Source organism: Nonomuraea sp. NPDC003754 (assembly GCF_053605785.1).
This window is the reverse complement of record NZ_JBSGJX010000028.1, coordinates 61,471-77,702: the sequence shown is the minus strand read 5'-3', so window position 1 is coordinate 77,702 and position 16,232 is coordinate 61,471. Positions and strand designations below refer to the sequence as shown.

Sequence of the window (16,232 nt, the reverse complement as noted above, 5' to 3'; positions counted from 1 at the left end):
GAGTCACGCCGACCGCGGGAGGGCTAGGGTCGAAGCCATGATTCGCGTGTTTCTCCTCGACGATCACGAGGTGGTACGCCGGGGCGTCGCCGCCCTGCTGGAGGCCGAAGACGACATCGAGGTCATCGGGGAGGCGGGAACGGCCGAGTCGGCCATCGCCCGCATCGCCGCGCTCAACCCGGACGTGGCCGTCCTGGACGTCCGGCTGCCCGACGGCAACGGTGTCGACGTCTGCCGCGAGGTGCGCTCCCGCCTGCCCGACCTGAGGTGCCTGATGCTGACCTCCTACGCCGACGACGACGCTTTATTCGACGCGGTCATGGCCGGGGCCTCCGGCTACGTGCTCAAGCAGATCCACGGCTCCGACCTCGTCGGCGCCGTCCGCACGGTGGCCTCGGGGCAGTCGCTGCTCGACCCGCAGACCACCGCCGCGATGCTGCACCGCCTGCGCGACCAGGCCACCCGCCGTGACCCGCTGGCCGCCCTGACCGACCAGGAGCGCCTGATCCTCGACCTCATCGGCGAGGGTCTCACCAACCGGCAGATCGGCGAGCGCCTCTACCTGGCGGAGAAGACCGTCAAGAACTACGTCTCCAACCTGCTGGGCAAGCTCGACATGCAGCGCCGTACCCAGGCGGCGGCCCTCGCCGCCCGCCTCAAGGCGGACCGCAAGGAGAAGCACTGACCAACGCCCCCGTCCGGGCCCTCGGCGGTTCCCCGCGGGGGCCCGGCGGGCGAACCGCCGGCGTGTGTCAGAGTGCAGTATGCGCAAGTACGTCATCATGGGCGTCCAGGGCAGCGGCAAGGGCACGCAGGGCACCCTGCTCGCCCGGGACCTCGACCTGGTGCACATCAGTGTCGGCGACATCTTCCGGTGGCACGTCCAGAACCACACCAAGCTGGGGGCCATGGTCCGGCGCGTGATGGCCGCGGGGGAACTGGTCGGCGACGACCTGGTGGAGAAGGTCGTGCGCGACCGGCTGGCGCAGCACGACTGGAACTACGGCTTCGTCGTCGACGGGTTCCCCCGCAACCAGCGGCAGGCCGAGTTCTTCCTGGAGAGCTACGACATCGACAGCGTCGTCCATCTCGATCTGCCTGATGAGGACGTCCGGCGCCGGGTGCTGGCCCGCCGCCTGTGCGCCCGCTGCGGCATGGACTACAACCTCATCGCCCACCGCCCGAAGGAGAACGGCCGGTGCGACGTGTGCGGCGGCGAGCTCGTCACGCGGGAGGACGACACGCCCGAGGCGCTCGCCGGCCGGCTGCGGGACTACCACGACAAGACCGACCCGGTCCTCGCGCTGTTCCGCCGCAAGGAGTACGTCGTCACGGTCGACGCGAGACCCGACCGGGTCTCGGTGCAGCGGGAGATCCGTACACGTCTGGGCCTTCCGCCGTACGAGCCGGACGGCTCCGGCTGAGCCGCCTCGCCGACGCCGGAGGCCGGCCGCCAGCGGCCGGCGAAGGCGGGCCCGGAAGACCCGTTCCATGGACACGCCCTGGCCCACCCCCGCGCCGGCGGGTTCGATGCGCGCGACGAGAGCCCTCCGCTCCCGAACGTGTCCCCCGGCCCCACAGCAGGTTGAGCGGTGCTCGCTGACCCTCCACTCCGAATGCGTGGTTCTACCCGTGTGAGCCGGCCCCACTTACCCGTCAGGTCCGGCCCCCCCTTCACCGCACGGCGTCCGCCGCGCAGGTCGGCGCCGAGCACCGGATCCTGCAGCGGCTACGGCAAGCCGGACTTCCCTTCCAGGTGCCTGAGCCGGTCCCCGCGCCCGGCGGGGGCACGATGATCGAGACCGCGGCCGGGCCCGCCGCCGTCTACCGGTGGATCGCAGAGGTCACCAGTCGGCTTGGCCCCCGGCCATCAGGGCTACCGCTCTCGCGTGACCTGGGGAGTGGATATCGGGGAGCGGGCTCGTTTGACGGGTGCCGGGGAGCGCAGGTCTACGGCGCCTCGATAGTGCCGGTGGTCGTGGTATCACGTGTTCGGCGCTGTGCGCTCAGTACGGAGTCGAGCAGGCCGGGGAACAGTTCGTCGAGGTCCTCTCGGCGCAGGCGTACCAGCCGGGATCGGCCCTGCACCTTCGTCCACGTCACGCCGGCCTCGCGCAGCACCCGGTAGTGGTGCGACAGCGTCGTCTGATGCACGTCGATGTCGGCGCCGATCGCGTTGCAGAAGTCCTCGCCCATCCGGTCGAGCCGCAGGACGAGGTCCAGCCGTACCGGATCGGCCAGAGCGCGCAGCACCTCCACCAGCCGGATGGCCTCGGTCGCCGGTTGTGACACCTCACGCATCGCCGCCCCCTGTGTTGAGCACACCCGCCACGCTACCAACACATGGATATATGGACAAGTATCCATGTATTGCCTAGGGTTCCCCTCGGCACTTCTGAGGTTCCTCTGGAAAGGCGGCACCACCCGGTGTTGAAACGACTTCTTCCTCTGGCCCTGGCGACCTTCGCCGTCGGCACCGACGGCTACGTCATCGCGGGCCTGCTCCCGGCCATCGCCACCGACCTGCAGGTCTCCACTCCGGCCGCTGGGCAGTTGGTGACGGCGTTCGCCCTGGTGATGGCCCTGTCGGCGCCCGTCATGGGCGCGCTCACCAGTGGACTGGACAGGCGGTCCGCGCTGCTGATCGCGTTGAGTGTCTTCGTGGTCGGCAACGCTGTCACCGCCCTGGGCACGAGTTACGAGGTGGTGATGATCGCCCGTATCGTCACCGCGGTCGGGGCCGGGATGATCAACTCCGCCGCCTCCAGCACTGCCGGGGCCATCGCACCCCCGGAACGCCGAGGCAGGGCACTTGCCTTTGTGTTGGGCGGCCTCACGTTGGCGACGGCGTTGGGTCTTCCTCTCGGCACGCTGATCGGCGGTACCGACTGGCACATCACCATGTGGGCCGTCGCCGGGATCGGCCTCGTCGCGGCCCTCGGGATCGCCGCCGGCCTGCCCAGGGTGACGCTTCCCACCGCATCACTGGGCGATCGGCTGCGCCCGCTCAAGCAGGGCCGGGTCCTCGCGCTGCTGGCCGTCACCACGCTGGTCTTCCTCGGCGCCTACACCCTCTACACCTACATCGGCCCGGCCCTACAGGATGCGACCCGCGGCTCCGAGTCGCTGCTCACCGTCATCCTGCTGGCCTGGGGAATCGGCGTCCTGGCCGGAAACATCATCGCCGGACGGCTGGTCGACCGGCACGACCCCGCGCACGTGCTGACCGGTCCCATCGCCATCGCCGCCGTCGCGCTTGCCCTCACTTCGGTGGCGACCGCCACGCTCGTGTCCACCCTGGCATGGGCCGCGATCTGGGGCGCGGCCCTGGGCGTCATCGTCGTGCCCCAACAGCACCGGCTCATCGCCCTCAATCCGGCCGCAGCACCGGTTCTGCTCGGCCTCAACTCCTCGGCCATTTACGTCGGGATAGCTCTTGGTGGCGGCCTGGGCGGACTGGCCCAGAAGTGGTTCGCCATCGCGCCCGCCGCGCTGGGGCTGCCAGCCGCCGGTGTCACGACCTTGGCGCTGCTCTACCACCTGACAACCGCACGCCACCGTGCGCCCTCAGCGCCTGAGCCGGCTCCCTCCACCCCGAAGCAGGCTGAGGCGTAACGCCCCCGCTGGGGCCCGCCACGAGCGTTGCCGGTTCCGGGGCTCGAACGCTACCCGTCTACTCACGGCACGGGACTGAGCGGGCGGAGCCCGCCGGGCATCTCCGGGAGCTGGCGGCCCATCAGGTTGATGTGGTGCCGCACGAACGGCGCCAGGCGGGCCACATCCTCCTCGCGCGCCTCGAACCCGCTCGTGCGCAGGTGGGTCAGGGCGGCGTCCATGGAGCGGGTGTCGAACAGCACGATCGCGTTCGACACCAGGCCCAGCGCGCCGATCTGGTCCTCCACGCCCTCCTGGTAGTTCTGGTAGAGCTGCCCGTTGCGGCCAGGTGGATGAGCTTGCGGGCCAGGGCGTGGCGGCCTTCCTGCAGGTTGGCCTGGACCTTGATCTGGGGCCGCCGCTCCTTCCAGTTCCCGGATGCGCTGCGGGCGTCAACCGCTCAACCCCATCCCACGAGCGGGGACGCGTATCACTCGAGATGGGCGAACACAGGCGTGCCGCAGCGTCCCGGGCGACCAGGAATCCCGCTATGGCGAGCACCCATCCAGTGGCACCGGCGCCCTTGTCGGTGATCCAGATGGTGATCCGATGCGGGACCGGCTCGATCCGGACCGCAGCGATCATCCGGGCCAGCAGCAGTACCCCAGCGGGAAGCACCATGACCAGGCAATACCCGGCGAGCAGCAACGCATCGGCGGCGGCGTTGAGATCGGAGGTGGCCAGCATGGCGATCGCCCCCAGGTAGGGCTGCATCGTGGCGAGCTCGGCCAGCGCCGCCAGCAGGGCGAGCCCGGCCAGCCATGCCGATGAGGAAGAACCTGTCGTGACGCGTTCTCGCCATCGGGTGATCCCGTCGCGGCCCGCGCGCCGTTGGGGATCGAAGCGAATGCTCAGTGCGAACAGGCCGACACCGACGGCGAGCTGGACCCACAGCGCGGCACGGCTGTCCAGTGCCGCACCGACCGCGTCGGCAACCGAGCCGGCACCACCGATGACGAGCAGGCCGAGGGCGAAGTAGAAGGCCGCGAGGGTCGCCAGGTACAGCAGGACGCGTCCGGCCCGGGGACGCCCGGGTCCCAGCAGCAACCACACCGGGATGAACAGGGTGCCGATGCTGGTGCTGTCCAGCAGCGCGAGTCCGGCCAGAGACAGCAGCAGGGCGGTACTCATGAGTGCTCTCCCTTGCGGATGTTTCCCCCGGGTGAAAACCCTGTCGAGGTAACCAGAGGGGGCAGCCGGCGGCATATGTCCGTGATGTCGATCGGCGGAGGAGATCGGGACTTTCGGCCCTAACGGGGCCGCGTGTGCGGACGGCAGGCTGTCTGGCATGCATGTCGACGGTTCCGGCCTCCAGGTACTCTCCCGCCGGGAATGCCTGAATCTCCTCGCCTCGGTGCCGATCGGCCGGATCGTGTTCACCGACCGGGCACTGCCGGCCGTACAGCCGGTCAATTTCCTCCTGGACGGCGAGCACGTCGTGATTCGCACCGCGACCGGGTCGAAGCTGGCCGCGGCCACGCGCCAGGCCGTGGTCGCCTTCGAGGCCGACGAGTTCGACGTGAGCGAACGCACCGGATGGTCGGTCACCGCGGTCGGCCACGCGCGCGCCGTCTCCGACCCCGAGGAGCGGGAACGGCTGGCCGCGCTGCCGCTGGAGCCGTGGGCGCTCGGCGAGCGGGACCACTTCATCGTCGTGCGGGTCGAGCACATCTCCGGGCGGCGGATCACGGCGGGACGGCCCAGCCCGATCGTCGCGTCCCCGGACGAGCGGCTCGAGACTCCCGAGTGCCGGACCGGCTAGCCCGATCGGCCACGTCTCCCCCGGGATGTCCCCGGGATGTCCCCGGGGCGGGCGAGGCCGACCACCGGGGACGCCGACCACCGGGGACACCATCGGGGACGCCACCGATGACCCCGCTACCGGGACGCCATCGGGGACACCGCTACCGGGGACGCCGCTACCGGGACGCCGTCGGCCGCGCGCCGTTGGACACGCGCCCGCCTGCCGGTCGCGTGCGCCTGCGTCCCGTTCAGTCCAGGACTTCCGACAGCGGGCGGCGCACGCCGCGGCTGTCCTCGAAGGTGATGCCGAGCCGCATGATCATCTGTGGGTACTCGTCCGAGCACAGCTCGTGCCGCAGGAACTCGCGCAGCTGGTACATCTCCAGCGCCTGCGTGTGGAAGGCGGCGCTGACACCGTAGGCGGAGGCGTGCAGCAGCACCCGCTGCAGTGCCTGGCCGGTGGCGATCCAGTCGTGGTGGCCGTCGCCGGGTGTCGTCATGATCGCCACGATGCCGGTGGAGGTCGACGTGCTCTGGTCCGTGGTGGTGCCCCAGTCGTGGCCGTGGGCGTAGTCACGCTGCGGGAAGCGCTCCTGACCGCTCTTGCGGGGGTAGGCGTCGGCGGGCACGCCGTCGCGGCGTGAGCTGCCCGGCGGGCGCGCCCAGCGGATCACCTCCAGGCTGAAGGCCCGGTCCCCGCTCTGCACGCGCTGGGCGGCCTGGGTGAGGGCGGCCACGACGTCGACCGCTTCGGGCATCCGGATCGGGGTCAGCGTGGCCTTCTCCGCCGCCGCCTGCCCGACCAGCCGCTCGATCAGACGGTCGGGAACCGGCAGGTCGGTGAACCCGGCCCGGTGGGTGCGCCGCCGTTTGATCTCGCCGGCCAGGATCCCCGTGATCTCGTCCGGGGTCAGCGGGGAGCCGAGCCGTACGGTGGCCAGCAGCGCCGGGCGGTCGGGGTCGGGCAGCACCCGCACGATCGGCTCGTAGCCCTCTGCCCGCAGCGCGGTGCGCAGGGTGAACAGTGCCGCGCCGCAGCTGATGAACAGCTCGCGGGCCTGCGGGTCGCTCACCCGGAGCTTGCGCTCGACGTCGGCGCGGACCCTGATCTCCTCCCCGGACACCGCGAAGGTCCAGGGCTGGGTGTTGTGGACCGAGGGGGCCCAGGTCGCGGCCTCGATCGCCGCGTGGATGGCCTTGTCCTTCATGGCGGTTGCACCTCCTGCGCATTACCACCAGCGCATCACGCGGCGGACCGCCGGGTGAGGGCCGAAAGTCCCATCGTGGGGTGCCATCGGCCCCGTGCGCCGCCGCGGGGATGCCGTGGATGGGACAGGGCCGTCCGCCCCCCGGATCCTCTGCCCTGCCGGGAGCGGTCCACCACCTCGCGCCGCATGTCAGGAGGCCTCCCAGCCGCGCCGTGGCGCGGGCGCCTGCCTGCTGCGGTAGACGATGTAGGGGCGGGTCAGGTACCCGACCGGCGCGGTCAGCATGTGCACCAGCCGGGTGAAGGGCCAGATGGCGAACAGCAGCATGGCGCTCAGCGCGTGGAACTGGAACAGCGGCGGCGCGCCCGCCATCAGCGACGGGTCGGGGCGCAGCACGAAGATGGAGCGGAACCACGGGGAGACGGTGGCGCGGTAGTCGCAGCCGCCGCCCAGGATGTTGGCGGCGACGGTGGCGGCCAGGCCGAGGACGATCGTCACCGCGAGCACGGCGTACATGGCCTCGTCGTTGCGCGTGGTGGCGCTGAAGACGGGGCCGACGGTGCGGCGCCGGTAGATGAGGATGGCCAGCCCGCCCAGGGTGCACACGCCCGCGACCGTGCCCAGGCCGACGGCGGCGACGTGGTAGGCCGCCTCGGTGACGCCGACGGCCGCCGTCCAGCTCTTCGGGATCACCAGGCCCCCGATGTGGCCGAGCAGCACGACGAGGATGCCGAAGTGGAACAGCGGGCTGCCGACGCGCAGCAGGCGCGACTCGTACAGCTGCGAGGAGCGGGTCGTCCAGCCGAACGTGTCGTAGCGGTAGCGCCACACGTGACCCAGGACGAACACCGTCAAGGCCACGTACGGTGCCACGACCCAGAGCAGGACGCTCATGGGCGTTCTCCGATCGGGTAGGGCTCCAGCCCGACCGCCTCGGCCGGCGGCCCGTCGGCGGCCAGGCCGCGGGCGGCGCGCAGGTCGCGCGCGGTCGGCGGCGGCAGCGTGGCGATGACGGCGTCCACGACGCGGGCGTACGGCGAGCCCTCCGCCGCCAGCCCCTGGGCCAGCACCTCCAGCCCGGCGCGATGCTCGCGCAGCAGCCGTACGGCCTGCTCCGTGCCGCCTCGCGCCGACAGCTCGCACACCACGGCCAGGTGGTCGGGCAGCTCGCCGTCGGCCGGCTCGAACCCCGCCTCCCGGAAGGCCTGCTCGAAGCGGAGCAGGGCCATGCCGCGCTTCCGCGTGTCGCCGTAGGCGTAGTACGTCAGGTAGGGGCAGCAGCGGCGCTTGAAGTCGAACACCTCCACGTAGTGCTCGGCCAGCTCCTGGGGGCGCACCGTCGCGAGGTGGTCGAGGAAGCCGGTCAGCGGCGTGGACGGCACGGTCGCGACCGCCTTGCGCAGCAACGGGACGGCCTCGAACAGCCTCGCGTCCGGGTAGCCGAGCAGGACGGAGGCCACCAGGTGGACGGTGCGTACGTGGTTTTCGGTCATGAGTCCTTCTTGGGTGGGAAGAGTCCGTCGGGCAGGCCGGTGCCGTCCCAGTTGAGGAGGTTCACGCGGCCGCGCAGGTCGCTGGTCTGGCGGCTGCGCAGGGCGTGGAAGTTCTCCACCGCGACCGGGTCGGGCTCTCCGGGTCCGTGGTGACCTCCGCCCAGGCGGCAACCGGGTCCAGACCGCCGCGCCGGGCCTCGCCGTACATGGCGACCAGGACGCCGCGGGCGTACGGGTAGCGGACCCGGGTCGGCGAATAGGTGTACCAGGAGAAGGCCGCTCCGCGCGGGCAGCCGCGCGGCTCGTACTCCGGCCGGTCGCCGCCCACGCTGGGGTAGTCGGTCTGCTGCGCCTCCCAGGTGATGATGCCGTCCTGGACGTACACCTTCCACGAGCAGGAGCCGGTGCAGTTCACGCCGTGAGTGGAGCGCACCACCTTGTCGTGGCTCCACCGGTCGCGGTAGAACACGTCGCCTTCGCGCCCGCCGACCAGGTGCAGGCTCCGGCCGTCGGTCGACACCTTCCCCGGCCGCAGGTGGGTGGCCAGCCTGAGCAGGGCGTCCATCGTCATGCCGCGCTCTCCCGCCGAACCGGCTCCAGCCGTCCGGTCGGGGTCGGCCGCGCCCGGGCCCGGCGGTTCACCGCGAACGCCCGCGTGAGAGCCGTCACCCGCTGGGCCGTGGTCGGCGTCGCCGCAGAGGAATCGGACGTCATGCTCCTGCCCTCGCCTTCAGGTCCCATGGCCAGAATCCACGGCGCGCACTGCCCCCGGTAAGGGTCTTTAGTCCCTTCTGTGCTCGCGGCCGGGTCCGCGGATCACGCCACCAGGGCCGATGCCAGCAGGATCACGCCCACCGAGCCGATGAGCGAGGCGACGGCCATGACGCGGGCGGCGGTGGGTCTGCCGGATCCGGAGGCCCAGCCGTGCAGGCCCGCGGTGGCCAGCACCGCGCAGAAGAGGACCAGCTTGGCGGCGAGTGTCCGGCCGTAGCCGGGCTCGGCCAGCGAGGCCCAGGTCACACCGGAGTGCCAGGCCAGCGCCAGGCCGGTGGCGATCTGGACCGGCAGGAAGCCGGCGAGCGTGATCAGCCCGAAGCGGCGTCCCACCGCGCGCAGCAGGGCGGCCCGCTGTCCCTCCGGCAGGCCGCGGCGGGCCAGCGGGAGCACCACCAGGGAGACGGCGAGCTGCCCGCCGACCCACAGCGCGGCTCCCAGGATGTGCAGGAAGCGCACGATCGTCCACCACGTCATCGGCTCGGCCACGTCCAGTCGCGGGTCTCCGTCGCGGCGTGCCAGTACGCATCGATCCTGTCCATGGTTGCGAGCCTTCCGTGCGCCCGATCGATCGGATAGAGACCTTGGTCCCTATCCGATGAGGACGACGGACCACCGGGCGATTTCACGACTTTCCCGGAGCTGCGCAACGCGCCGGCCGCGTCGCCGGACAGGCGTCACTCCGCGGCCGGTGAGCCATGACGCCGGCGGTTGCGCGGATCGTCCGGGGGGTCGAGGGCGACGATCACCTCGAGCCCCCCGTCGCGAAGCGGACGGACCGCCAGCGTGCCGTGGTGTGCCTCGACGATGGCGGCCACGATCGACAGGCCCAGCCCCAGGCCGTCGCCGTCGGCCTTCCTGGCGCTGTCCAGACGCTGGAAGGGCTGCAGGAGCAGGGGCAGCCGGTCGGCCGGAATCACCGGACCGCTGTTGGAGACTCGGAGAGTGGCGCGTCCGGACCGGACGCTGGTTTCCACCCTGACCCACCCGCCGGGCACGTTGTGCCGCAGCGCGTTGTCCAGCAGGTTGGCGACCAGCCGTTCGGCCAGTGCGTGGTCACCGAAGGCGGGTGCCGGCCGCAGAGAGGACTCGACGCGCGGCTCAGCGTCGGCACGGTGGCCGAGCGCCTGCGCGGTGATCTCGGCCAGGTCGAAGGGCCGGCGGTGCCGCAGGCCCTGCTGGCCCCGGGCCAGCGTGAGCAGCGCCTCGACGAGCCGCTCCTGGTGCCTGCCCGCGGCCACCACGCGTTCCAGCACCTCCCGCAGGGACGCCGTGTCGGCCGCCGGATCGGCGAGCGCCACCTCGGCCATGGCCCGCTGCAACGTCATCGGGGTCCGCAGTTCGTGGGAGGCGTTGGCGACGAACCGCCGCTGGGCGGTGAACGCGGCCTCCAGCCGGTCCAGCAGCTCGTCGAAGGTGTCGGCCAGCTCTTTGAGCTCGTCGTCCGGCCCGGTGGCGGCCAGCCGCCGGTCGAGCCGGTCGGCCGTGATGCGCCGGACGGTGGCGGTCATCTCGGCCAGCGGCCGCAGCACGCGCCCGGCCATGAGCCGGCCCAGCAGCAGCGCGGCGAACGCCATGGCCGCCAGCGCGATCAACGAGTTGACCAGCAACCGGCGCAGGTGCTCGGTGGAGGCCGCCAGGGGCGCCGGAGCGGGAGGGGCCGATCCGCCCGGCGCCGCGGGAGCGGCCGGTGGCGCCGGGAAGGGCGAGTACTCGACCAGAAGGTAGATGAGGGCGACCAGCAGCACCGCGGCCACCAGGAACAGGCCGCCGTAGAGCAGGGTCAGCCGCGACCGTATGGGCTGTCTCATATCCGGTATCCGGCCTGCGGGACCGTCTCGATGAGCGGCGGGTCGCCGAGCTTCCGCCGTAACCGGCTGATCGTCACCTTCACGGTCTGCGTGAACGGATCGGCGAACTCGTCCCAGCCCCGCTCCAGCAACTGCTCGGCGGAGACCACCGCGCCCTTGGCGGCCATCAGCAGCTCCAGCACGGCGAACTCCTTGGGACTCAGCGGCAGCCGGCGCCCGTCACGGGTGGCGATCCGGGTGGCCGGATCCAGCCGCAGGTCGCCGTGGACGAGCACCGGAGGCAGGGCCCGGCTGGGTCGCCTGGCCAGTGCCCGGATCCGGGCGACCAGCTCGGCGAAGGCGAACGGCTTGGGCAGGTAGTCGTCGGCGCCGATGCCCAGTCCGGTCACCCTGTCATCGATGGTCACGGCGGCGGTGAGCATCAGCACCCGCGCCGGGTGGCCGGCGCCGACCAGCGACCGGCACACCTCGTCACCGTGCAGGCCGGGCAGGTCCCGGTCGAGGACGACCACGTCGTAGTGGTTGACCGAGGCCCGCTCGAGCGCGGCCAGACCGTCCAGCACCACGTCGACGGCCATGCCCTCGCGGCGCAGCCCCGCGGCCACCGTCACGGCCAGCTCCTCGTGGTCTTCGACGATCAGCACTCTCACGATCTCCAGCATGCCCCGTCTCCCGGTTACAGCGGGGTAACCGCCGCCGTTGCGGCCCGGTAACCGGCCCTCGGCTTGTCTGGGCGCATCGACAGCAACGAAAGGAGCCATCATGGCCGGCTCGACGATCCGAAGAGTGGTCCTCACCGTCGCGGTCCTCACCGCCGCCTTCGCCGCAGGCGTGGGCTGGGTGACGACCGCCTCGTCCGCGGCGCCCGCCGACGACGGCAGGGCGTTCACCGCCTGCATGCGCGCGCAGGGACTGCCCGGCTTCCCCGAGGTCGCGCTCTCCTCGGACGGGCTGATCAACTTCGACATCAGGGGAGAGCGCGTCGACGTCCTGTCCGACAAGTACGGGGCGGCGGTGCGGGCCTGCGGGTCGCTGCTCCCCGCTGGTTCCCGGCTGCCCGGCGCGCCCGCGGCGCCGTCCGCCCCATCACTGCCCTCCTGAGAACCACGGCTGAGAACCACGGCCCCGGCGGTCAGCGCGGGCGGGCGTCCTCGCCCGGGCTGCCGGGCCGTCCGGGGCCCGGCCGCCGGGCGCTCAGGCCGTGCTCGCCACCGACGCCATGGTGGGGCGGATCACCGCGACGGGACAGCGCGACTCGTGCAGGACGCCGCGGCTGACCGAGCCCAGCAGCGCCGAGCCGAACAGGCCGCGTCCCCGCGAGCCCACCACGACCAGGTCGGCCGACGCGGAGGCGCGGCAGATGGCCGCCACGGCTCCGCCCGGCACGATCTCCTCGACCACCCGCACCTGCGGGTGCCGGTCCCGCCACCGCTGCAGCACCAGCACCGCGCGGTGCCGCGCGGCCGCGAAGAGCTCCTCGAAGATCGGATCGGCACCGAGCACGAACGGCGAGACCGTCGGCGGCTGCCAGGCGTGGACGGCCCGCAGCCGGGCGCCGCGCCGGGCGGCCTCCTCGAAGGCGAACCGCAGCGCGGCAGCGGAGTGGTCGTCGAATCCGACGACGATCTCGCCGCGCTCCCGGGCGGGCGGGTCGCGCACGATCACCACCGGGCACGGGGACCGTCCGGCCAGCCCGGCGCTGACCGAGCCGAGGCGGGCCGGGGAGAAGCGGCCGTACCCGCGGCTGCCCACGACCAGCGCCGTCGCCTCCGTGGCCGCCTGCCTGAGCACGTCGGCGATGACGCCCTCGCCCAGGACGGCGCCCATCGGCAGGTCCGGGTGCCGCCTGCGGGCCAGGGCCCCGGCGTCGTCCAGCACGGCCCGGCCGTAGTCCTCCGGGGTCGCGAAAGCCTGGACGACCTCGCGCAGCGGGATGTCGTAGGCGTAGACGCCGGTGACGTGCACGATCCGCAGCGGGCAGGCCCGCCTCATCGCCTCGTCGGCCGCCCACCGCACCGCGTTCAGCGCCTCGGGCGAGCCGTCCACGCCGACGACGATGTGTCCGTTCATGGCGCGCTCCCTTCCCGTCCAGGAAAGCCCATGACGCGCGGTGATCGCCGCGGTCGAACGGCCCCGGCGCGTGGGACCAACGGCCCGCCGGCGGGACACCCGCGCGCACCGGGAAGCCTCGGCCGGGGTGAGCGGCTACTGCGCCGAGACCCCCGGCGGGCCCTCGCTGGCCTGCACGAGCACGAACCCCTGCCCCTGGAAGGCGAGCTGGACGGCCTCGCCGCTGCCGCGGCCGATCAGCGCGCCCGCCTTCATCGTGCGGTTGACGCCCACGTGCAGGTCGGCGCTCCAGCACACCGCGGACTGGCCGTCGGCGAAGGTCGGCATCCGCGAGGTGTCGAGGAGCACGGGGGAGCCGTGGGCGGTGACCGCCACCCAGCCGATGCCCTTGACCGTCATGTTGAACAGCCCGCCCGCGGCGATGCCCGCGCCCTGCACGCGCCTGATGTCCCAGGTGAGCGCGGAGTCGAAGGCCAGCAGGTTGCGGCCGTTGACGGTGATGGCCTCGTTCTCCAGGTAGAACAGGTGGATGTCGTCGGCGTTGTCGGCGAGGAACAGCAGGCCCTGCCCCCTGACCCGCATGAGCGGCGCGCCCTCGCCGGTGACCATCTTCTTGAACAGCTTGCCGACGCCGCCGGCGCCCTCGTAGTCGAAGTCCATCTGGCCCTGGAAGGCCACCATCGACCCCTGCCTGGCCAGCACCTCGTGCGGGAGTTGGACGCGGAGCATCTTGGCGTTCTGGAGAGCGAAGTTGGCGGGCACCTGTGAGCTGTCCAGGTTCCCGAAAAGCGCGCTGCGCATGATGGCCCTTTCCGCGACGTGATCGACACGATGATGACGAACGAGCCGATGCTACGGGTTCCCAGGTCAGCGGACGGCTTCCGCGTCGGGCGCGGGATCGGCGGCCAGGACGCGCGCGGGCGGATCCCTCTGGCGGGGGAGGCCTCTCCCCCATGCTTGGGAGTCGCCGCCCGGGGCGCCGTGGCTACGGTCGCGGTCATGACTGGTTCTGTTCGTGTGCGACGCTGGCCGGCGTACGCGCTGGCCGTGCTGTTCCTCGGTTACGCCGTGGGGAAGGCCGGCTACGCCATGCAGGCCCGGCTCGGGTTCCCGAGCGGCCCGCCCGTGTCGGCCGCCGAGGCCGCGGATTACTTCCTCGACCCGAGCACGGCGCAGTGGCTCGCGACCCTGTCCGGCGTGCTGGGCGCGTGCCTCGCCCTCGCCACCGTCACGCCGCTGGGCCGCAGGGTGCCGCGAAAAGTGATGCTGCTCCTGCTGGCCGCGATGCTGCTGGCCGTCGGCGGCGGCGCGGGCATCATGATCGTGGACGGGTTCGTCGGTATCGGCGTGGGCTGGCACTGGTACCACGGGGTGCTCGGCGTCGTCGTGATCGGGCTGCTCGCGGAGATGATCCGCTCCTACGCCGTGGCGCCGAGACATGCCGCGCGCTGACCGGGCGCGGCTGGGCGCGTACGGCGCGGCGGCCTGCGCGGCCGTCTACGGGTCGATGAAGCTGGCGCAGGCGCTGGGGGCCAACGCGCTGGCCGACAAGGACCCGCTGCCCCCGGAGATGCGCGAACGGCTGCTCGCCCGTGATCCGCTGTTCGTGGCGAGCCACTGGCTGCTGGCCGGCGCCGCGGTGATCGGTGTCATCGTGGCGCTGGCCACCGTACGGCCGTGGGGCGCGGTGCTGCCCCGCCGGCTGGCGGCCGTCGTCGCCTGGACGCTGGGCATCTTCATGATCGCCCGCGCCGCCGGCGTGCTCGGGTTCGGCTTCGCCGGCGACGCGCTGCTGCTGACAGGGGTCCGCCCGGCCTCCGGCGAGCACGCCGAGCTGGCTCGCACCCTGGCGCGCTGGGACCTGCTGCTGTGGTCGCCGTTCTTCCTGCTCTGGGGGGTGTGCTGGACGGCGGCCGGATGGCGGCTGACCAGCGGCAGGGCCGTACGGGCGCGCGGTGGGTGAGGCGTCAGTCGGTGCCTGACTCCATCGCGGCGTGGTCGAGCAGCTCGTCGTCGCCGGTGACCTCGCCGCGGGAGGCGATCGCCTCGGCCCCGCCCTCCGGCATCGCGCCGATCAGGCCGGTCGGGGTCACCTGCGTGGCGCCGATCAACGTCGGGTGCGGGCTGCCGACCATGCCGAGCCTGGCGTACTGCTCCAGCTTGGCGCGAGAGTCGGCGATGTCGAGGTTGCGCATGGTGAGCTGGCCGATGCGGTCGACCGGCCCGAAGGCGGAGTCCTCGGTCCGCTCCATGGACAGCTTGTCCGGGTGGTAGCTGAACGCCGGCCCGGTGGTGTCCAGGACGGAGTAGTCCTCGCCGCGCCGCAGTCGCAGGGTCACCTCGCCGGTGACCGCCGCGCCGACCCAGCGCTGCAGCGACTCGCGCAGCATCAGCGACTGCGGGTCCAGCCAGCGGCCCTCGTACAGCAGCCTGCCCAGCCGCCGCCCGTCACTGTGGTAGCTGGCGAGGGTGTCCTCGTTGTGGATGGCGTTGACCAGCCGCTCGTAGGCCGCGTGCAGCAACGCCATTCCCGGCGCCTCGTAGATGCCCCGGCTCTTGGCCTCGATGATCCGGTTCTCGATCTGGTCGGACATGCCCATGCCGTGGCGGCCGCCGATGGCGTTGGCCTCCAGCACCAGGTCGACGGCGGAGGCGAACTCCTTGCCGTTGATCGTCACCGGCCGTCCCCGCTCGAAGCCGATCGTGACGTCCTCGGCGGCGATCTCCACGGCGGGGTCCCAGAACCGCACGCCCATGATCGGCTCGACGATCTCGATGCCCGTGTCGAGGTGCTCGAGGGACTTGGCCTCGTGGGTGGCGCCCCAGATGTTGGCGTCGGTGGAGTAGGCCTTCTCGGTGCTGTCGCGGTACGGCAGGTCGCGGGCGAGCAGCCACTCGGACATCTCGGTACGGCCGCCGAGCTCGCTGACGAAGTCGGCGTCGAGCCACGGCTTGTAGATCCGCAGGGAGGGGTTGGCCAGCAGACCGTAGCGGTAGAACCGCTCGATGTCGTTGCCCTTGAAGGTGGAGCCGTCACCCCAGATCAGCACGCCGTCCTCGAGCATCGCGCGCACGAGCAGGGTGCCCGTGACGGCCCGCCCGAGCGGGGTGGTGTTGAAGTAGGTACGGCCGCCGGAGCGGATGTGGAAGGCCCCGCACGCCAGCGCCGCGAGCCCCTCTTCGACGAGGGCGGCCCGGCAGTCGACCAGCCGGGCGATCTCAGCGCCGTACGCCGTGGCGCGCCCGGGCACCGAGGCGATGTCGGGCTCGTCGTACTGGCCGACGTCGGCGGTGTAGGTGCACGGCACCGCACCTTTCTCGCGCATCCACGCGACCGCTACCGAGGTGTCGAGGCCGCCAGAGAAAGCGATCCCGACACGTTCGCCGACAGGCAGGGAGGTGAGTACCTTAGACACGAGTAGAAATATATACACACCACCGCATGAACATGCAAGACCATGACGGCGTGGCGCGACACG

18 protein-coding genes and 3 pseudogenes are annotated in these 16,232 nt (G+C 72.0%); 7 read left to right on the top strand and 14 right to left on the bottom strand.

The window, feature by feature from the left end; genetic code table 11:
• The first annotated feature begins 37 nt into the window (after positions 1-37).
• Entirely contained in the window at positions 38-685 is a 648-nt protein-coding gene (locus ACWEVS_RS30075) for a response regulator (protein WP_449923673.1), read from the top strand.
• A gap of 79 nt (positions 686-764) precedes the next feature.
• Positions 765-1,424, top strand: a complete 660-nt coding sequence (locus ACWEVS_RS30070; protein WP_354917726.1) for an adenylate kinase family protein — start codon at positions 765-767, stop codon at positions 1,422-1,424.
• Between the two features lie 526 nt (positions 1,425-1,950).
• On the opposite strand, the gene ACWEVS_RS30065 is transcribed toward ACWEVS_RS30070, so the two are convergent.
• Entirely contained in the window at positions 1,951-2,301 is a 351-nt protein-coding gene (locus tag ACWEVS_RS30065; protein ID WP_452416175.1) for an ArsR/SmtB family transcription factor, read from the bottom strand.
• A gap of 129 nt (positions 2,302-2,430) precedes the next feature.
• On the opposite strand from ACWEVS_RS30065, the gene ACWEVS_RS30060 reads away from it, so the two are divergent.
• A complete protein-coding gene (locus tag ACWEVS_RS30060) occupies positions 2,431-3,615 on the top strand; it encodes an MFS transporter (RefSeq protein ID WP_452554225.1) in 1,185 nt (394 codons plus the stop codon).
• Positions 3,616-3,677: 62 nt separating this feature from the next.
• On the opposite strand, the gene ACWEVS_RS30055 is transcribed toward ACWEVS_RS30060, so the two are convergent.
• Both ACWEVS_RS30055 and ACWEVS_RS30050 read right to left on the bottom strand, forming a co-directional pair.
• Complete coding sequence (locus ACWEVS_RS30055; RefSeq protein WP_452554254.1) at positions 3,678-4,025, bottom strand: Tn3 family transposase; 348 nt, start codon at positions 4,023-4,025, stop codon at positions 3,678-3,680.
• 154 nt (positions 4,026-4,179) lie between these two features.
• Positions 4,180-4,785: pseudogene (locus ACWEVS_RS30050) on the bottom strand (GAP family protein); the annotation flags it as partial.
• Between the two features lie 157 nt (positions 4,786-4,942).
• Between ACWEVS_RS30050 and ACWEVS_RS30045 the strand changes: the two are divergent.
• On the top strand, positions 4,943-5,416 hold the full coding sequence (locus tag ACWEVS_RS30045; RefSeq protein WP_452416180.1) for a pyridoxamine 5'-phosphate oxidase family protein: 474 nt from the start codon (positions 4,943-4,945) through the stop codon (positions 5,414-5,416).
• A 229-nt stretch (positions 5,417-5,645) separates the two neighbouring features.
• On the opposite strand, the gene ACWEVS_RS30040 is transcribed toward ACWEVS_RS30045, so the two are convergent.
• The 8 genes and pseudogenes from ACWEVS_RS30040 to ACWEVS_RS30005 all read right to left on the bottom strand — a co-directional run bounded on the left by ACWEVS_RS30040 (position 5,646) and on the right by ACWEVS_RS30005 (position 11,333).
• Positions 5,646-6,605 carry an Acg family FMN-binding oxidoreductase gene (locus ACWEVS_RS30040; protein WP_449923683.1) on the bottom strand — a complete coding sequence of 320 codons (960 nt, stop codon included), beginning with the start codon at positions 6,603-6,605 and terminating at the stop codon, positions 5,646-5,648.
• 189 nt (positions 6,606-6,794) lie between these two features.
• On the bottom strand, positions 6,795-7,499 hold the full coding sequence (narI, locus tag ACWEVS_RS30035; protein ID WP_452554224.1) for a respiratory nitrate reductase subunit gamma: 705 nt from the start codon (positions 7,497-7,499) through the stop codon (positions 6,795-6,797).
• Entirely contained in the window at positions 7,496-8,098 is a 603-nt protein-coding gene (narJ, locus tag ACWEVS_RS30030; RefSeq protein ID WP_452554223.1) for a nitrate reductase molybdenum cofactor assembly chaperone, read from the bottom strand. The genes narI and narJ overlap by 4 nt, the downstream gene beginning before the upstream one ends.
• Positions 8,095-8,277, bottom strand: a pseudogene (narY, locus tag ACWEVS_RS30025) (nitrate reductase subunit beta); the annotation flags it as partial. The pseudogene narY and the gene narJ, both read right to left, overlap by 4 nt.
• Positions 8,223-8,669, bottom strand: a pseudogene (locus tag ACWEVS_RS30020) (nitrate reductase subunit alpha); the annotation flags it as partial. The pseudogenes ACWEVS_RS30020 and narY, both read right to left, overlap by 55 nt.
• 245 nt (positions 8,670-8,914) lie before the next feature.
• On the bottom strand, positions 8,915-9,361 hold the full coding sequence (locus ACWEVS_RS30015; protein ID WP_452554222.1) for a hypothetical protein: 447 nt from the start codon (positions 9,359-9,361) through the stop codon (positions 8,915-8,917).
• A gap of 188 nt (positions 9,362-9,549) precedes the next feature.
• Positions 9,550-10,683, bottom strand: coding sequence for a sensor histidine kinase (locus ACWEVS_RS30010; protein WP_449923691.1), 1,134 nt, complete (start codon positions 10,681-10,683; stop codon positions 9,550-9,552).
• Positions 10,680-11,333, bottom strand: a complete 654-nt coding sequence (locus ACWEVS_RS30005) for a response regulator transcription factor (RefSeq protein ID WP_452554253.1) — start codon at positions 11,331-11,333, stop codon at positions 10,680-10,682. The genes ACWEVS_RS30010 and ACWEVS_RS30005 overlap by 4 nt, the downstream gene beginning before the upstream one ends.
• 112 nt (positions 11,334-11,445) lie before the next feature.
• Between ACWEVS_RS30005 and ACWEVS_RS30000 the strand changes: the two genes are divergently transcribed.
• Complete coding sequence (locus tag ACWEVS_RS30000; RefSeq protein ID WP_452554221.1) at positions 11,446-11,784, top strand: hypothetical protein; 339 nt, start codon at positions 11,446-11,448, stop codon at positions 11,782-11,784.
• A 93-nt stretch (positions 11,785-11,877) separates the two neighbouring features.
• Here ACWEVS_RS30000 and ACWEVS_RS29995 read toward each other — a convergent pair whose 3' ends face one another.
• Together ACWEVS_RS29995 and ACWEVS_RS29990 are read right to left on the bottom strand one after the other, a co-directional pair.
• Positions 11,878-12,753, bottom strand: coding sequence for a universal stress protein (locus ACWEVS_RS29995; RefSeq protein ID WP_452554220.1), 876 nt, complete (start codon positions 12,751-12,753; stop codon positions 11,878-11,880).
• A gap of 135 nt (positions 12,754-12,888) precedes the next feature.
• A complete protein-coding gene (locus ACWEVS_RS29990; protein WP_452554219.1) occupies positions 12,889-13,554 on the bottom strand; it encodes an AIM24 family protein in 666 nt (221 codons plus the stop codon).
• Positions 13,555-13,752: 198 nt separating this feature from the next.
• On the opposite strand from ACWEVS_RS29990, the gene ACWEVS_RS29985 reads away from it, so the two are divergent.
• Entirely contained in the window at positions 13,753-14,205 is a 453-nt protein-coding gene (locus tag ACWEVS_RS29985) for a hypothetical protein (RefSeq protein WP_452416190.1), read from the top strand.
• Positions 14,192-14,716, top strand: a complete 525-nt coding sequence (locus ACWEVS_RS29980; RefSeq protein ID WP_452554218.1) for a DUF3995 domain-containing protein — start codon at positions 14,192-14,194, stop codon at positions 14,714-14,716. Before ACWEVS_RS29985 ends, ACWEVS_RS29980 begins: the two co-directional genes overlap by 14 nt.
• A gap of 4 nt (positions 14,717-14,720) precedes the next feature.
• Here the strand turns inward: ACWEVS_RS29980 and argG are convergent, their stop codons facing one another.
• Positions 14,721-16,169, bottom strand: coding sequence for an argininosuccinate synthase (gene argG, locus ACWEVS_RS29975; protein ID WP_452554217.1), 1,449 nt, complete (start codon positions 16,167-16,169; stop codon positions 14,721-14,723).
• Positions 16,170-16,232 lie beyond the last annotated feature (63 nt).

What these genes read in the sequence shown, in the direction of transcription:
- ACWEVS_RS30040 (WP_449923683.1), bottom strand. Translation starts at nt 6,605, where the DNA reads ATGAAGGACAAGGCCATCCACGCGGCGATCGAGGCCGCGACCTGGGCC.
- ACWEVS_RS30000 (WP_452554221.1), top strand. Translation starts at nt 11,446, where the DNA reads ATGGCCGGCTCGACGATCCGAAGAGTGGTCCTCACCGTCGCGGTCCTC.
- ACWEVS_RS30075 (WP_449923673.1), top strand. Translation starts at nt 38, where the DNA reads ATGATTCGCGTGTTTCTCCTCGACGATCACGAGGTGGTACGCCGGGGC.
- narI (WP_452554224.1), bottom strand. Translation starts at nt 7,499, where the DNA reads ATGAGCGTCCTGCTCTGGGTCGTGGCACCGTACGTGGCCTTGACGGTG.
- ACWEVS_RS30070 (WP_354917726.1), top strand. Translation starts at nt 765, where the DNA reads ATGCGCAAGTACGTCATCATGGGCGTCCAGGGCAGCGGCAAGGGCACG.
- ACWEVS_RS30045 (WP_452416180.1), top strand. Translation starts at nt 4,943, where the DNA reads ATGCATGTCGACGGTTCCGGCCTCCAGGTACTCTCCCGCCGGGAATGC.
- ACWEVS_RS29985 (WP_452416190.1), top strand. Translation starts at nt 13,753, where the DNA reads ATGACTGGTTCTGTTCGTGTGCGACGCTGGCCGGCGTACGCGCTGGCC.
- ACWEVS_RS30065 (WP_452416175.1), bottom strand. Translation starts at nt 2,301, where the DNA reads ATGCGTGAGGTGTCACAACCGGCGACCGAGGCCATCCGGCTGGTGGAG.
- ACWEVS_RS29980 (WP_452554218.1), top strand. Translation starts at nt 14,192, where the DNA reads ATGCCGCGCGCTGACCGGGCGCGGCTGGGCGCGTACGGCGCGGCGGCC.
- narJ (WP_452554223.1), bottom strand. Translation starts at nt 8,098, where the DNA reads ATGACCGAAAACCACGTACGCACCGTCCACCTGGTGGCCTCCGTCCTG.
- ACWEVS_RS29995 (WP_452554220.1), bottom strand. Translation starts at nt 12,753, where the DNA reads ATGAACGGACACATCGTCGTCGGCGTGGACGGCTCGCCCGAGGCGCTG.
- ACWEVS_RS29990 (WP_452554219.1), bottom strand. Translation starts at nt 13,554, where the DNA reads ATGCGCAGCGCGCTTTTCGGGAACCTGGACAGCTCACAGGTGCCCGCC.
- ACWEVS_RS30010 (WP_449923691.1), bottom strand. Translation starts at nt 10,683, where the DNA reads ATGAGACAGCCCATACGGTCGCGGCTGACCCTGCTCTACGGCGGCCTG.